Origin of the sequence: Paenibacillus sp. FSL R7-0210, assembly GCF_038009085.1 — a bacterium.
Taxonomy (GTDB): domain Bacteria; phylum Bacillota; class Bacilli; order Paenibacillales; family Paenibacillaceae; genus Paenibacillus_AQ; species Paenibacillus_AQ silagei.
Window position 1 is genome coordinate 1499092 of record NZ_JBBPAR010000001.1, and the last position, 13452, is coordinate 1512543.

Below are 13452 nucleotides of genomic sequence, written 5' to 3' on the forward strand. Positions count from 1 at the left end.
CGTGGTTGGCATTACCGGTGCGAGCGGGGCGATCTACGGCATCCGGCTGACAGAGACCCTGCTGTCCCTCGGTTATACAGTACATCTGGTTGTCAGTAATGCAGGCTGGCGTGTCTTCAAGGAGGAGCTGGGTTATGCCGTAACTGACCGGGAAGGACTGCTGAATGAGCAGTTCGGCAGCTATCCCGGTTCTCTTCTGTATCACCCGGTACAGGATATAGGCGCTTCGATTGCCAGTGGCTCCTTCCGGACAGAGGGGATGATTATTATGCCCTGCTCGATGGGAACACTGTCTGCTGTAGCACATGGCAGCTCGGACAATCTGATGACACGGGCAGCGGATGTCATGCTGAAGGAGGGCCGTCCGCTCGTTCTGGTGCCCCGGGAGACACCGCTGCATGCGATTCACCTGGAGAATATGCTGAAGCTGTCGCGGATGGGCGTCAAGCTGATTCCGGCAATGCCGGCGTTCTATTACGGTCCTGCCACCATGGATGATCTGGTCAATTTCATGGTGGGCAAGGTGCTCGACAGCTTCGGGATTGAGCATACTTTATTTCGCAGATGGGGGGATGAAGGGTGACAGACCTGGAACACACCGTCATCGGCAAAATCAGCTATACCAATTCATGGCCGGTCTATCATTATTTCGATCCCTCTTCTTTAAGCTTTCCTGCTGAAATGGTGAGTGAGGTGCCTGCTGTGCTTAACCGGGGCATGGCAGCAGGAGATATTCATGTTGGGGCTTTATCCTCCTTTGCTTATGCAGCGGCCAGCGACCGGCTGCTGCTGCTGCCCGGTCTGTCCGTCAGCGCGGACGGTCCGGTGAGGTCAATATTTCTTTTCTCCAAAAAGCCGTTACAGCAGCTTGGCAGCGGAACGATAGCCGTGACGAATACTTCGGCTACCTCGGTCAATCTGCTGAAGATCCTGATGCACAAGGCCTTAGGCACTAGTCCGGAGTACATTAGCAGCGATCCCGATCTGAACACTATGATGCAGCAGGCGGATGCCGGGCTCCTGATCGGAGACCATGCCATCCGCGCCTCCTGGCAGGATCAGGGCTATGAAGTGACGGATCTGGGCGAGCTGTGGAAGGAATGGACGGGCCACAGTATGACCTTTGCTGTGTGGGCGGTCAACCGCAGGGCTGCAGCCCTGAATCCTGAGGCCATTGCCGAGATTGCTGAAGCCTTCGAGCGGAGCAAGAGACGCGGCCTGAATGAGCTGGGACCGGTAATTCACGAAGCCTGCTGCACGATCGGGGGCACGGCCTCCTATTGGAGAGATTACTTCCGTAATTTATGTTATGACTTTGGGGAAAGGCAGCAGGAAGGTCTGAACCTCTATTTCCGCTATGCCTATGAAATGGGCCTGCTGCCGCAGGAAGTGAAGATGGAGCTTTGGAGCCACAATCTGCTGACACGGGTGAAAGAATGAAGCGACTGCAAATATTCGGCTTGCTGAACAAAGATATGGATCAGATTGAGAAAGAGCTGTACCGCAGTGTCCAGGGGGATGATGACCTGCTGAGCGAGACCTCGCTGCATCTGCTGAGAGCTGGGGGCAAGCGGCTCCGGCCGGTATTCGTTCTGATGGGCGGCAAATTCGGGACCTATGATCTCGATAAGCTGAAGCGCGTCGCGATTCCGCTGGAGCTGATTCACAGCGCCTCACTGGTCCACGATGATGTCATTGACGATGCGGAGCTCCGGCGGGGAGAGCCTACCGTCAAGGCGAAATGGGGCGACAAGATCGCCATGTACACCGGCGACTATATTTATGCCAAGGCACTTGTGATGACTTCAGGGCTGAAAAATCCCCTGATTCATCAGATTCTCTCCAAAGCCATGGTAGAGATGTCCATCGGAGAGATGGAGCAGATCCGCGACTTCTTCAACAGCGGACAGAGCGTGCGCCATTATCTGCGGAGAATCCGCCGTAAGACAGCGCTGCTGATTGCAGTCAGCTGTCAGCTTGGCGCTCTGGCTGCAGATGCGGAGCCGGGAACTGCCAGGCTCCTCTATAATTACGGATATAACGTTGGGATGGCGTTTCAAATCCGTGATGATCTGCTCGATCTCTCCGGAACGGAGAAGCAAATTGGCAAGCCGCCCGGAAGCGATATGCGGCAGGGGAATATCACTCTGCCTGTCATCTACAGTCTGCAGGATGAGCGGCTCCGCGGCCGCCTGCTGGAAGAGCTTGAAGCGATTCGTGAAGGGAACAGAGGGGTCGGACGCGCTATTGATCTGATTCTCTCCGGCGACGGGATTTCCCGTGCGGAGGAGCTGGCTTCCCGCTATATCGCCAAGGCGCTGGATGCGCTGGAGCAGCTGCCAAGCAACCGGACCAAGCGCAATTTGCGCGATATCGCCTTTTTCGTAACAGGCCGGGCTTATTGAAAATATAAGAAATTATCTGCAAATTTACGTTCACAGATGCCGGGGTTTCTGATAATATCAGACCATAAACAGCCCATTCATTTAGAATAAGGGAAATTGGAGAGTGACTCTATGGAACAAACGTATCTGATGATCAAACCGGATGGTGTACAGCGCGGACTAATCGGACGCATCGTCGCCCGCCTGGAAGACAAGGGATTCAAGCTGGTCGCTGCCAAGCTGATTACCGTTACTGAGGAGCAGGCCAAGAAGCATTATGCGGAGCATGACGGCAAGGATTTTTTCCCGGAGCTGGTAAGCTTCATTACCTCCGGCCCTGTGTTCGCCATGGTGTGGGAAGGCGATGATGTCATCGCATTATCCCGGCTCCTGATCGGCAAAACCAAAGTCGGTGAGGCCCTGCCAGGCACCATCCGCGGGGATTATGCCAGCCATACTCCGCTTAATCTGATCCACGGATCGGATTCTCCGGACAGTGCAGCACGTGAGATCGCCAATTTCTTCGCTCCGGATGAGCTGGCACAGTATCATAAAGACATCGCGGCCTGGATGTAAACATCCAGGCAGGAGACAGGAGATTATTATGGCTGAACGTGAAGAATCCTCATTAACCCCGGACCCTGATTACACCGGATTTATTCATAATATCAAACAAAGCACAGGTATTGACCTTGCGCAGTATAAGGAAGCACAGATGAAGCGGCGTCTGACGACGCTCCGTATGAAGAACGGCTACAATACCTTTAACGAGTTCTATGCGGCAATGATGAAGGACAAGGCTCTGTTCTATGAGTTCCTGGACCGCATGACCATCAATGTCTCCGAATTCTGGCGGAATCCGAACCGCTGGGAAGTGCTGAGGGATGTGATTCTGCCGGATCTTCAGCGCTCCGGCCGCAGACTGAAGCTATGGAGTGCCGCCTGTTCAACGGGAGAAGAGCCTTATACGCTGGCGATGATTCTCTCGGACAAGAATATTCTGGCCCAGACCGGCATTCTGGCTACAGATATTGATGACGGGGCGCTGGCCAAAGCGAAGCAGGGGATCTATCTGGAGCGCTCCTTGAAGGATGTGCCCAAAGATGTGGCAGACCGGTATTTTACACCGGAAGGCCCGGTCTTCAAGGTCAGTGAAGGACTGAAGAAGAATATCGATTTCCGCAAGCAGAATCTGCTGCTGGATAAATTCGACGAAGGCTTCGATCTGATTATCTGCCGCAATGTCATGATCTACTTCACCGAAGAAGCCAAGAATAAGCTGTATCACAAATTCTCGGCCAGTCTGCGGCCCGGGGGCTATCTGTTCGTGGGCAGCACGGAGCAGATCTTCACACCGGCGCAGTATGGCTTCGAGTCGACCGAAACCTTCTTTTACCGCAAGAAATAGCCGTAGTCTGGTGGAGTCTCCCTTGGTGCAGGGTATACTTTAGGCGCTTTTCAGTGATACTGGGGAGTAGGAAGAAACCTAACGTCAAGTGAAAGGTCGTTAACCCAGATGGACAAAAGCAAGGTCATCACCGCCTACCGGCGGGGATTCCTCACCGTCCGCGAATGCGGGCAGATTCTCGGCATCGAGGAGCTGCAGCTCCAGAGCCTGCTTACTGCGGAAGAGGGCAGAACCGGCGGCCGCCTTCCGGCACCAGGCAGCGACAGTCTGGAGACAGGCTCCTGAACGGGGGAGCACAGCAGCGCCGCTTCTACTCGAAAGAGCAGGAGCGGCGCTTGTTTTGTTCAAATATAAGCAGCGGGCCGGGCTATTGCTTTCTTGTCAAAGCGGAGAGCCTATACTATAATAAGCAAAGACATTTAACATTTTAGCGGTTTACAGTCCAAAAGTGTGAAGGGGGAACGCAGCATGAGTTTACGCTATTTAACAGCGGGGGAGACGCACGGCCCCCAGCTTACAGCCATTATTGAGGGATTGCCCAGTAATTTGACACTTGACTTTGAAGAGCTTAATTTCCAGCTGCACCGGAGACAGAAGGGCTACGGCCGCGGACGGCGGATGCAGATTGAGAAGGATACTGCCCAGATTGCCGGCGGTGTACGCCACGGCTATACTACCGGAGCTCCTGTAGCGCTGATAGTCGAGAACAAGGACTGGACACACTGGAAGAACATTATGAACATTGAGCCGATTCCGGGCAGTGATGAAGAGAAGCGCCGGGTGAACCGTCCGCGTCCCGGTCATGCGGACCTGAACGGCGGACTTAAGTATAATCATACCGATCTGCGCAACGTGCTGGAGCGCTCCAGCGCCCGTGAGACGGCAGCAAGAGTAGCCGTAGGCGGAGTAGCCCGTCAGCTGCTTGCAGCCTTCGGAGTGAAGATTGCCGGACAAGTCATCCGGATCGGAGAGATTGAAGCACCGGCTAACGATCTGCCTATCGATGAGCTGATTGCCCGGACTGAAGAATCCTCTGTGCGGGTAGTGGACAAGGAGACGGAGCAGAAGATGGAGGCTTACATAGACAAGATCAAGGAAGAAGGCGACTCCATCGGCGGGATTGTGGAATGTATTGTCGAAGGTCTGCCTATTGGCCTTGGCAGTTATGTACAGTCCGACCGCAAGCTGGATGGTGCCATCGCCGGAGCCGTGATGTCGATCAATGCCTTCAAGGGCGTGGAGATCGGGATCGGCTTCGAAGCCGGGAAGCTGCGCGGCTCACAGGTCCATGACGAGATTATGTATGAAGCCTCGCAGGGCTACTACCGGGCGAGCAACCGGCTGGGCGGGTTCGAAGGCGGAATGACCAATGGAATGCCGGTGGTCGTCAGAGGGGTAATGAAGCCGATCCCGACGCTGTACAAACCGCTGCAGAGTGTGGATATCGACACGAAGGAGCCGTTCACAGCCCAGGTGGAGCGCTCAGACGCCTGTGCCGTTCCGGCAGCTTGTGTCGTACTGGAGAGTGTAGTAGCTTGGGAGATTGCCAAGGCGTTCCTGGATAAATTCGGCGGTGACTCTCTGGAAGAGATCCGCGCGAACTACAATAATTACCTGGCTCAGCTGGAGAGCTACTAAGATGCGCAGCATTACTGTTGACTTAGGGGAACGTTCTTATCCGATTTATATCGGCAGCGGTCTGCTGCAGAGTATCGGCGAACGCTGCACCGAAGCCGGATTCGCGCAGCGCAGCCCGCTGCTGGTGGTCAGTGATACCGAAGTAGCGCCGCGTTATCTGGAGCAGGTGGAGACTTCCCTCCGCAGCAGCGGATATACAGTGGTCAGCCATGTCATTCAGGCGGGTGAAGCTTCGAAGTCACTAGCCGTCTATGAAGAAGTCATTACCACAGCGATTCAAGGCGGTCTGGACCGCAGCTCAGCCGTGCTGGCGCTTGGCGGGGGAGTCGTTGGCGATCTGGCCGGCTTCGTTGCTGCATCTTATATGCGGGGAATCGGGTTCATGCAGATTCCAACGACCATACTCGCCCATGATAGCAGTGTAGGCGGCAAGGTGGCCGTTAACCATCCGCTGGCCAAGAATATGCTGGGCGCCTTTTATCAGCCATCTATGGTGTTATATGATCTGGACACCTTAGCTACGCTTCCACCCCGGCAGGTCGCTTCAGGCCTGGCTGAGGTGGTCAAGCACGGGCTGATTCTGGACCGTGAGTTCGCTTACTGGTGCCAGGGGCATGCAGACAAGCTGCTGGCACTGGACCCCGAGGCGCTGGGATATGCGCTGGAACGCGGCTGTGCCATCAAGGCGGAGGTCATCGGCGGTGATGAACGCGAGCACGGACAGCGTGCGATTCTGAATCTGGGGCATACCATCGGACATGCCATTGAAGCTGTCGGCGGCTATGGCACCTTCCTGCATGGAGAGGCGATTGCGATCGGGATGGCCGGATCTGCTCTGCTCGCAGCGAAGCTGGGCCGGGACAGACAGATCTACGAGGACACAGTGTCCATGCTCACCGCCTTGTCGCTGCCCACCCGGCTTCCTTCGCAATACAGGGGGGAAGAACTGATGGAAGCGATGATGCATGACAAGAAATTCAAGGAAGGCCGAATGACTTTTATCGTGCCGGAGGCCATTGGTGAAGTAAGTATCATCAGTGATGTACAGGCAAGCGATGTCTCAGAAGTCATAGCCCAGCTTAAGAAGGAGGGGAGCCCATGGTGAACCGGGGCATACGCGGTGCAACGACCGTAACCCAGAATGAAGAGACGGAAATTTTACGTGAAACGGTGATCCTGCTGAGGGAAATTGTGGAGCGCAATGATGTGATCGCAGAGGATATCTGCAGTGTGTGGATTACGATGACTGCTGATCTGGATGCAACCTTCCCGGCACGGGCGATCCGTGAGATCGAAGGCTGGGAGATGGTTCCGCTGATGTGTTCCGTGGAGATCCCTGTGAAGGGCAGCCTGCCGAATTGCATCCGCCTGATGGTGCAGGTGAACACCGACAAATCCCAGCGCGATATCCGTCATGTGTATCTGAATGAAGCCCAGCGGCTTCGCCCGGATCTCTCACAGAGCAAGTAATAAATTATAGCCCGCGGGGTTGTCAATGACTACCGTCATCATGTATAGTGAAGTTAGCCGAGTAAAGCAGAGTTTAGAATGAGTTGAGTAGAGTATAGTTGAGCTGAGTGTAGGACCTATTGCAGAGCAGACCCTTGATTGTCAGTGTTCTTTTTTGGTATACCTGTATAGCCGTAACTTAGGATGAGTTGCATCTGCGCTATTCCTGTATCCATGGAGGAATCTCTAGCATTCGATTGGGTTCATGCCGGTCCGAGGCGCTAATTCACATACTGACTATCAACAAACCTCTACTCCGGTAGAGGTTTTTCTGTATTTCGGACAATATCCGTTATCCCCTAGGAGGTTACCCAAGTGACGAATCCGAGCATTGAAGAAGTGGTGTCGCTGTCGCGCGAATACAATCTGATCCCGGTTGTAACAAGATTGCTGGCTGATATGGAAACACCGATCCGGCTGTTCCAGCGGTTTGCAGAGCAGGATCGCGCATTTTTGCTGGAGAGTGTAGAGGGCGGCATTCAATGGGCGCGTTATTCTTTTATCGGCAGTGATCCGTTCCTGATGATCTCCGGCAAAAAGGGGAAGATCCAGGTGGAGGTCGGCGGCGAGAAAAAACAGCTGTCCGGCAAACCTGTCGAGGAGCTGAAAGCGCTGCTCCGTTCCTACCGCAGTCCCAAGCTGGACGGTATGCCGCCGTTTACGGGCGGAGCCATCGGATTCTTCGGCTATGATCTGCTGCAGTATTATGAGAAGCTGTCCGCACATGCGGTAGATGACCTGAATATGGATGACATCCGCTTTATGTTCTGTGACCGCATTATCGTCTTCGATCATGTGAAGCAGCAGATCCTGCTGGTGGGTAATCTTCATATCAAGGATGGAGATACGGATTCGGATATCCGGGCGGGCTACGAGGAACTGAGCAATCGCTTAGTGAGTCTGGCAGAGGAGCTGCAAAAGGAAGGCCCGAAGGAGAACGTCAACCGCCGCAGCATTCCGCAGGATATCGAGCTGGGTGAGATTCACTCGAATCTCACCAAGGAGCAGTATATAAGTAACGTAGAGCAGGCCAAAGAATACATCCGTGCCGGAGATATCTTCCAGGTGGTGCTGTCACAGCGGATGCATATCGAGACGGAGGTCTCTCCGCTGCATGTGTACCGGATGCTGCGCATTCTGAACCCATCCCCTTATATGTATTATCTGAAAATGGATGAGGAGATAATCGTCGGCACCTCGCCGGAAGCGCTGGTCAAGGTGGACGGCGGACGGGTGGAGACCCGGCCGATTGCCGGAACCCGGCCGCGCGGTGCGAGCGCGGCAGAGGATCATCAGCTCGCCGCAGAGCTGATGGAGGACGAGAAGGAACGTGCGGAGCATCTGATGCTGGTAGACCTGGGCCGCAATGATCTGGGCCGGGTCTCGAAATTCGGCAGCGTGAAATGCAATACATTCATGGAGATTGAGAAATACTCGCATGTCATGCATCTGGTCTCGAATGTGACCGGAACGCTGGCAGAGGATAAGGATTTCTTCGATGCCTTCCTCTCCTGCCTTCCGGCAGGTACGGTATCAGGAGCGCCGAAGCTGCGGGCGATGGAGATTATTGCCGAGCTGGAGCGGGAAGCCCGCGGGGCTTATGCCGGAGCGATCGGATATCTCGGCTTCTCCGGGAATATGGATTCCTGCATCACGATCCGTACGATTATCTTCCGCAAAGGCCGCGCTTATGTGCAGGCCGGAGCAGGAATCGTCTGGGATTCTGTGCCGGAGAAGGAATATGAGGAGACAGTGAACAAGGCCAAGGGAATGCTGAAAGCAATCCGAATGGCGGAAGCGATGTTCCCCGCTGAAATGAAGGAGAAGCAGGTCATTAACCAGGATTATATGTATGAATATACCCCGTGAACCGGGAATTAGCAGAGACGAGATCAGAAGAGCAGAGAATGCTCCATAAAACTTAAAAATTTTAGGAGGACATGAACTATGGACGCAAGCCAGTTACTACAATCAGGAATTGCCGGTTTAATCGAGGGAAAGGATCTTACCCGTACACAGGCCCGCGAGATTATGGGCACGATTATGGAAGGTGCAGCTTCACCCGCACAGATCGGATCGCTGTTGACCGCGCTGCGGATCAAAGGCGAGACCGTCGAAGAAATCACCGGCTTCGCAGAGGCGATGCGCGGTTTCGGCACACAGGTGCTTACCGAGCGGAGCCAGCTGCTGGACACCTGCGGCACGGGCGGCTCCGGTATTCATAAATTCAATATCTCCACAGCTTCGGCGATCATCTCTTCCGCTGCTTCTGTAAGAGTGGCGAAGCATGGCAACCGTTCGGCGTCCGGGAGAGCGGGCAGTGCAGATGTGCTGGAAGCGCTCGGCGTCAATATTCATCTGAATGCAGAGCAGGCGCGGCAATGTCTGGACAGTATCGGCATCTGCTTCCTGTTCGCTCAAATCTATCATCCGTCCATGAAGCATGCCGCTGCTCCCCGCCGTGAGCTGGGTGTGCGGACGGTCTTCAATATGCTGGGCCCGCTGACCAATCCGGCCGGAGCAGACCGGCAGCTGATGGGCATTTATGACCGCAATAAGACAGAGACGGTTGCCAAGGTCCTGGGTGAGCTCGGCTCCAAGCGGGCGATGATTGTGAGCAGCCTGGACGGCCTGGATGAGATCAGCATCTCGGCACCGACGCAGGTCTCCGAGCTGAAGCAGGGCATAGTCACCACTTACGAAATTACACCGCAGGAGCTTGGCCTCAGCCAGCATCCGCTGGAGGACGTCATGGGCGGCGATGCTGCTGAGAATGCGGCGATTATCACTACAGTACTGGAGGGTAATATCAATCCGTACCGTGATATCGTACTGGCGAATGCCGGGGCCTGCATCTATGTCGCCGGTCTGGCGGATACACTTAAGGAAGGCGTGGACCGTGCCAGAGAGGTTGTGGATTCAGGGGCAGCCCTGCGCAAGCTGGAACAGTTAAAAGCGATGACAAAGGAGCTTGATTATGTATCTTGACCGGATTGTTGCCACGAAAGTGAAAGAGGTAGAAGCGTTAAGCCAGCAATTCTCGCTCGCCGCGGCGGAGCGCTCCATTGCCGCATTGCCTGCTACCAGAGGCTTTCGCAGCGCTCTGACTGAACGCCGGAACCGGGAGATGGGGCTGATCGCCGAGGTGAAGAAGGCCTCGCCGTCCAAGGGGCTGATCCGGGCCGATTTTGATCCGGTGACGATTGCCCGGGGCTATGAAGCGGCAGGAGCCGATTGCCTGTCCGTGCTGACGGACAAGGATTATTTTCAGGGCAGCGGCGTGTATCTGCAGCAGGTAAGAGAGGCGGTGAAGCTTCCGCTGCTGCGCAAGGACTTCATTATCGATGAGAAGCAGATCTACGAGGCCCGCCTGCTTGGCGCGGATGCGATTCTGCTGATTGCGGCCATTCTGACCCCGCAGCAGCTCGCAGGGTTCACCGACTCCGCTGCCGCGCTTGGACTCGATATCCTGATTGAGGTCCATGACCGCACTGAACTGGAGACGGTACTGTCTACTGGTAAGGCTGAACATCCCGGCGTTCTGCTGGGCATCAATAACCGGAATCTCAAGACGTTCGAAACCTCACTCTCCGCTACGGAGGAGCTGGCAGCTTTGCTGCCCGCCGGTCTTCCGGTAATCAGCGAGAGCGGGATTACCGGGCCGGAGGATATTGCGTATCTCCGCAAGACACGGGCAACCGGTGTGCTGGTCGGAGAATACCTGATGCGCCAGCCGGATGTAGAGCAGGCGGTCCATCAGCTGCTCGGTCCGCTTCCTGCCGGGAAGGACCGTGTGCAACGTGACTGAACCTCTCGTAAAAATCTGTGGACTTCAGGGCGTTGAAGTGCTAAAATCTATGAATAGTTTGCCGCTCGATTATGTGGGCCTGGTGTTTGCACCCAGCCGCCGGAGGGTTACTGCGCAAACGGCTGCGGAGCTGATTGCAGAGCTGGGCAACTGGAAGTCTGAGCCTGCGCCCCGCCCTGTGGGCGTATTCGTTAACCCCGGCCTTTCCGAGCTGGCAGAGCTGCTGAGAACTGTACCGCTGGATGTTGTGCAGCTTCATGGACAAGAGAGTCCGCAGTTCTGCGCGGAGGTCAAGGCGGCTTTTCCCCAGGTTAAGGTCTGGAAGGCCCTTTCGGTAGCCGGACGTAATCCTGAAGCAGGGGATGAGGTTCAACCTCTGCTGGACAGCTATGCGGGCACCATTGATGCGCTGCTGCTGGATACCTATGATCCGCAGGAGCGCGGCGGTACGGGCCGTACATTTGATTGGGAGCAGATTCCCTTATACCAGCAAGCGGCGGCGAAGCATGCGCTGCCTTTATTTATAGCCGGAGGCTTGCATCCGGACAATGTGAACGAGCTGCTGGACGGCTACGCCCCTTATGGCGTGGATGTCTCCAGCGGAGTTGAGAGTAACGGCAGTAAGGACGTTGCCAAAATGACAGCTTTCGTAGAAAGGGTGAAGCAATCATGATACAAGTACCGGACAAAAATGGACGTTTTGGTTCTTTTGGAGGCCGCTTCGTTCCTGAGACCTTGATGACTGCACTGATCGAGCTGGAAGAGGCTTACAATAAATTCTCGGCAGACCCGGCCTTTCAGGAGGAAATAGATTATCTGCTTAAGCAGTATTCGGGCCGCGAGACCCCGCTGTATTATGCAGAGCGGCTAAGCAAGGAGCTTGGCGAGGCCAAGATCTATCTGAAGCGGGAGGACCTCAATCATACAGGCGCCCACAAGATCAACAACGCTATCGGACAAGGCATCCTGGCCAAAATGATGGGTAAAACCAAGGTGATTGCCGAAACCGGCGCAGGCCAGCACGGAGTAGCGACAGCTACGGTAGCCGCCTTGCTGGGTATGGAATGCAAGGTGTTCATGGGTGAAGAGGATACCCGCCGCCAGGCACTGAATGTCTTCCGCATGAAGCTGCTCGGGGCAGAGGTTATTCCGGTGACCTCCGGCTCCAGAACGCTGAAGGATGCCGGGAATGAGGCGCTCCGCTACTGGGTGAGCAATGTGGAAGATACGTTCTATGTGCTTGGCTCTGCGGTTGGTCCCCATCCGTATCCGATGATGGTCCGCAACTTCCAGCGGATTATCGGGGATGAGACCCGCCGCCAGATTCTCGAAGCGGAAGGGCGTCTGCCGGATCTGCTGGTTGCTGCAGTGGGCGGAGGCAGCAATGCCATCGGCATGTTCTATCCGTTCATGGAAGATGAGCAGGTGGCGATGATTGGTGTTGAAGCTGCCGGCAAAGGAGTAGACACTCCGTTCCATGCAGCAACCATGAGCAAGGGAAGCCATGGCGTGTTCCAGGGCTCGCTGAGCTATCTGCTGCAGGATGAGCATGGACAGGTCATCGAGGCCCATTCCATATCGGCCGGACTCGATTATCCGGGCGTGGGGCCTGAGCATTCCTATCTCAAGGACATTCACCGTGCCCAGTATGTGCCGGTGACCGATGCGGAAGCGCTGGATGCGCTGAAGCTGCTCTGCGTGACGGAAGGGATTATTCCCGCTCTGGAATCAGCTCATGCCATTGCCCATGTGGTGAAGCTTGGCAAGACGCTGACCAAGGATGATATTGTGGTGATCTGCCTGTCAGGACGCGGCGACAAAGATGTGGAATCCATTATGGCTTATACGGAAGGGGCGGAGCAGCAATGACAACCGAAACGACGAACCGGATGGACCTGACATTTAACCGGCTGAAGGCGGAAGGCCGTACTGCCCTTATTCCGTTCTTAACCGTAGGCGATCCTGATCTTGAGACGACGCTGGATATTATTGCCGAGCTGGAGGCAGCGGGAGCGGATATTCTGGAGCTGGGCGTTCCATACTCCGATCCGCTGGCCGACGGTCCGGTCATCCAGCGGGCGTCTGCAAGAGCGCTGCGCAGCAAGGTTCATCTGCGCACCTGCATGGAGACGGCGCTGAAGGCCCGGCAGGCAGGCAGTGAACTGCCGTTCATCCTGTTCACGTATTACAATCCGGTGATGCAGCTGGGGCTGGATACGTTTTTTGCGGAGCTGAATGCCCATGAGATCAGCGGGCTGATCATCCCTGACGTGCCGGTGGAGGAATCGGAGGACCTGCGTGCACGCAGCCGTGCCGCCGGAGTGAATCTTATTCCGCTCGTGGCCCCGACCTCCAGCGAACGGATTGCCCGGATCGTATCCGGCGCGAGCGGCTTCGTCTATTGCGTATCCTCGCTCGGTGTAACCGGGGAGCGCTCAAGCTTCCACAGCGGAGTAGATGAGTTCATTGCGTCCGTCCGCCGGTCAACGGACCTGCCTGTTGCTGTAGGATTCGGGATCTCCACTGGAGAACAGGTATCCCGTTTTGCGAAGATCTGTGATGGTGTAGTAGTCGGAAGCGCCATTGTCCGCAAGGTGGAGGAGGTTATTCCCCTGCTGTCCCAGCCGCAGACGAGAAGCGCCGGACTGTTGCAAATTCGTGAATTTGTGGCACAATTAAGACCTAATTAATATTTGGAGAGCGAG

At 55.4% G+C, this 13452-nt stretch carries 15 protein-coding genes; all 15 read left to right on the forward strand.

Translation table 11 applies throughout. The features are described 5' to 3' along the window. Positions 1–40: 40 nt before the first annotated feature. The 15 genes from MKY64_RS06390 to trpA all read left to right on the forward strand — a co-directional run bounded on the left by MKY64_RS06390 (position 41) and on the right by trpA (position 13437). Positions 41–583: a UbiX family flavin prenyltransferase gene (locus MKY64_RS06390; RefSeq protein WP_445668095.1), complete on the forward strand. Its 543-nt coding sequence runs from the start codon at positions 41–43 to the stop codon at positions 581–583. Beyond that, positions 580–1440 carry a menaquinone biosynthetic enzyme MqnA/MqnD family protein gene (locus MKY64_RS06395; protein ID WP_209870000.1) on the forward strand — a complete coding sequence of 287 codons (861 nt, stop codon included), beginning with the start codon at positions 580–582 and terminating at the stop codon, positions 1438–1440. The genes MKY64_RS06390 and MKY64_RS06395 overlap by 4 nt, the downstream gene beginning before the upstream one ends. Beyond that, positions 1437–2405, forward strand: coding sequence for a polyprenyl synthetase family protein (locus MKY64_RS06400; protein WP_076079176.1), 969 nt, complete (start codon positions 1437–1439; stop codon positions 2403–2405). The genes MKY64_RS06395 and MKY64_RS06400 overlap by 4 nt, the downstream gene beginning before the upstream one ends. 111 nt (positions 2406–2516) lie before the next feature. Further along, entirely contained in the window at positions 2517–2960 is a 444-nt protein-coding gene (gene ndk, locus MKY64_RS06405) for a nucleoside-diphosphate kinase (RefSeq protein ID WP_036727303.1), read from the forward strand. Positions 2961–2988: 28 nt separating this feature from the next. Continuing rightward, entirely contained in the window at positions 2989–3792 is an 804-nt protein-coding gene (locus MKY64_RS06410) for a CheR family methyltransferase (protein WP_036727302.1), read from the forward strand. A 108-nt stretch (positions 3793–3900) separates the two neighbouring features. Then, positions 3901–4077, forward strand: a complete 177-nt coding sequence (locus MKY64_RS06415) for a hypothetical protein (RefSeq protein WP_179090429.1) — start codon at positions 3901–3903, stop codon at positions 4075–4077. A gap of 183 nt (positions 4078–4260) precedes the next feature. After that, positions 4261–5430 carry a chorismate synthase gene (gene aroC, locus MKY64_RS06420; RefSeq protein WP_036727299.1) on the forward strand — a complete coding sequence of 390 codons (1170 nt, stop codon included), beginning with the start codon at positions 4261–4263 and terminating at the stop codon, positions 5428–5430. Between the two features lies 1 nt (position 5431). Continuing rightward, complete coding sequence (aroB, locus tag MKY64_RS06425; protein ID WP_036727297.1) at positions 5432–6535, forward strand: 3-dehydroquinate synthase; 1104 nt, start codon at positions 5432–5434, stop codon at positions 6533–6535. Continuing rightward, positions 6529–6900 (forward strand): chorismate mutase, encoded by a 372-nt coding sequence (gene aroH / locus MKY64_RS06430; RefSeq protein ID WP_076079179.1) that lies wholly within the window; start codon positions 6529–6531, stop codon positions 6898–6900. The genes aroB and aroH overlap by 7 nt, the downstream gene beginning before the upstream one ends. Positions 6901–7254: 354 nt before the next feature. After that, entirely contained in the window at positions 7255–8808 is a 1554-nt protein-coding gene (gene trpE / locus MKY64_RS06435; RefSeq protein ID WP_340951660.1) for an anthranilate synthase component I, read from the forward strand. 78 nt (positions 8809–8886) lie between these two features. Further along, positions 8887–9927, forward strand: coding sequence for an anthranilate phosphoribosyltransferase (gene trpD, locus MKY64_RS06440; protein WP_340951661.1), 1041 nt, complete (start codon positions 8887–8889; stop codon positions 9925–9927). Then, a complete protein-coding gene (trpC, locus tag MKY64_RS06445) occupies positions 9917–10747 on the forward strand; it encodes an indole-3-glycerol phosphate synthase TrpC (RefSeq protein WP_339249328.1) in 831 nt (276 codons plus the stop codon). The genes trpD and trpC overlap by 11 nt, the downstream gene beginning before the upstream one ends. Next, positions 10740–11420, forward strand: coding sequence for a phosphoribosylanthranilate isomerase (locus MKY64_RS06450; RefSeq protein WP_340951663.1), 681 nt, complete (start codon positions 10740–10742; stop codon positions 11418–11420). The genes trpC and MKY64_RS06450 overlap by 8 nt, the downstream gene beginning before the upstream one ends. Continuing rightward, complete coding sequence (trpB, locus tag MKY64_RS06455; protein ID WP_076079183.1) at positions 11417–12616, forward strand: tryptophan synthase subunit beta; 1200 nt, start codon at positions 11417–11419, stop codon at positions 12614–12616. Before MKY64_RS06450 ends, trpB begins: the two co-directional genes overlap by 4 nt. Continuing rightward, positions 12613–13437, forward strand: a complete 825-nt coding sequence (gene trpA, locus MKY64_RS06460) for a tryptophan synthase subunit alpha (protein ID WP_036727283.1) — start codon at positions 12613–12615, stop codon at positions 13435–13437. Before trpB ends, trpA begins: the two co-directional genes overlap by 4 nt. Positions 13438–13452 lie beyond the last annotated feature (15 nt).

What these genes read in the sequence shown, in the direction of transcription:
- aroC (WP_036727299.1), top strand. Translation starts at nt 4,261, where the DNA reads ATGAGTTTACGCTATTTAACAGCGGGGGAGACGCACGGCCCCCAGCTT.
- aroB (WP_036727297.1), top strand. Translation starts at nt 5,432, where the DNA reads ATGCGCAGCATTACTGTTGACTTAGGGGAACGTTCTTATCCGATTTAT.
- trpB (WP_076079183.1), top strand. Translation starts at nt 11,417, where the DNA reads ATGATACAAGTACCGGACAAAAATGGACGTTTTGGTTCTTTTGGAGGC.
- MKY64_RS06400 (WP_076079176.1), top strand. Translation starts at nt 1,437, where the DNA reads ATGAAGCGACTGCAAATATTCGGCTTGCTGAACAAAGATATGGATCAG.
- aroH (WP_076079179.1), top strand. Translation starts at nt 6,529, where the DNA reads ATGGTGAACCGGGGCATACGCGGTGCAACGACCGTAACCCAGAATGAA.
- ndk (WP_036727303.1), top strand. Translation starts at nt 2,517, where the DNA reads ATGGAACAAACGTATCTGATGATCAAACCGGATGGTGTACAGCGCGGA.
- MKY64_RS06410 (WP_036727302.1), top strand. Translation starts at nt 2,989, where the DNA reads ATGGCTGAACGTGAAGAATCCTCATTAACCCCGGACCCTGATTACACC.
- trpD (WP_340951661.1), top strand. Translation starts at nt 8,887, where the DNA reads ATGGACGCAAGCCAGTTACTACAATCAGGAATTGCCGGTTTAATCGAG.
- MKY64_RS06415 (WP_179090429.1), top strand. Translation starts at nt 3,901, where the DNA reads ATGGACAAAAGCAAGGTCATCACCGCCTACCGGCGGGGATTCCTCACC.
- trpC (WP_339249328.1), top strand. Translation starts at nt 9,917, where the DNA reads ATGTATCTTGACCGGATTGTTGCCACGAAAGTGAAAGAGGTAGAAGCG.
- trpA (WP_036727283.1), top strand. Translation starts at nt 12,613, where the DNA reads ATGACAACCGAAACGACGAACCGGATGGACCTGACATTTAACCGGCTG.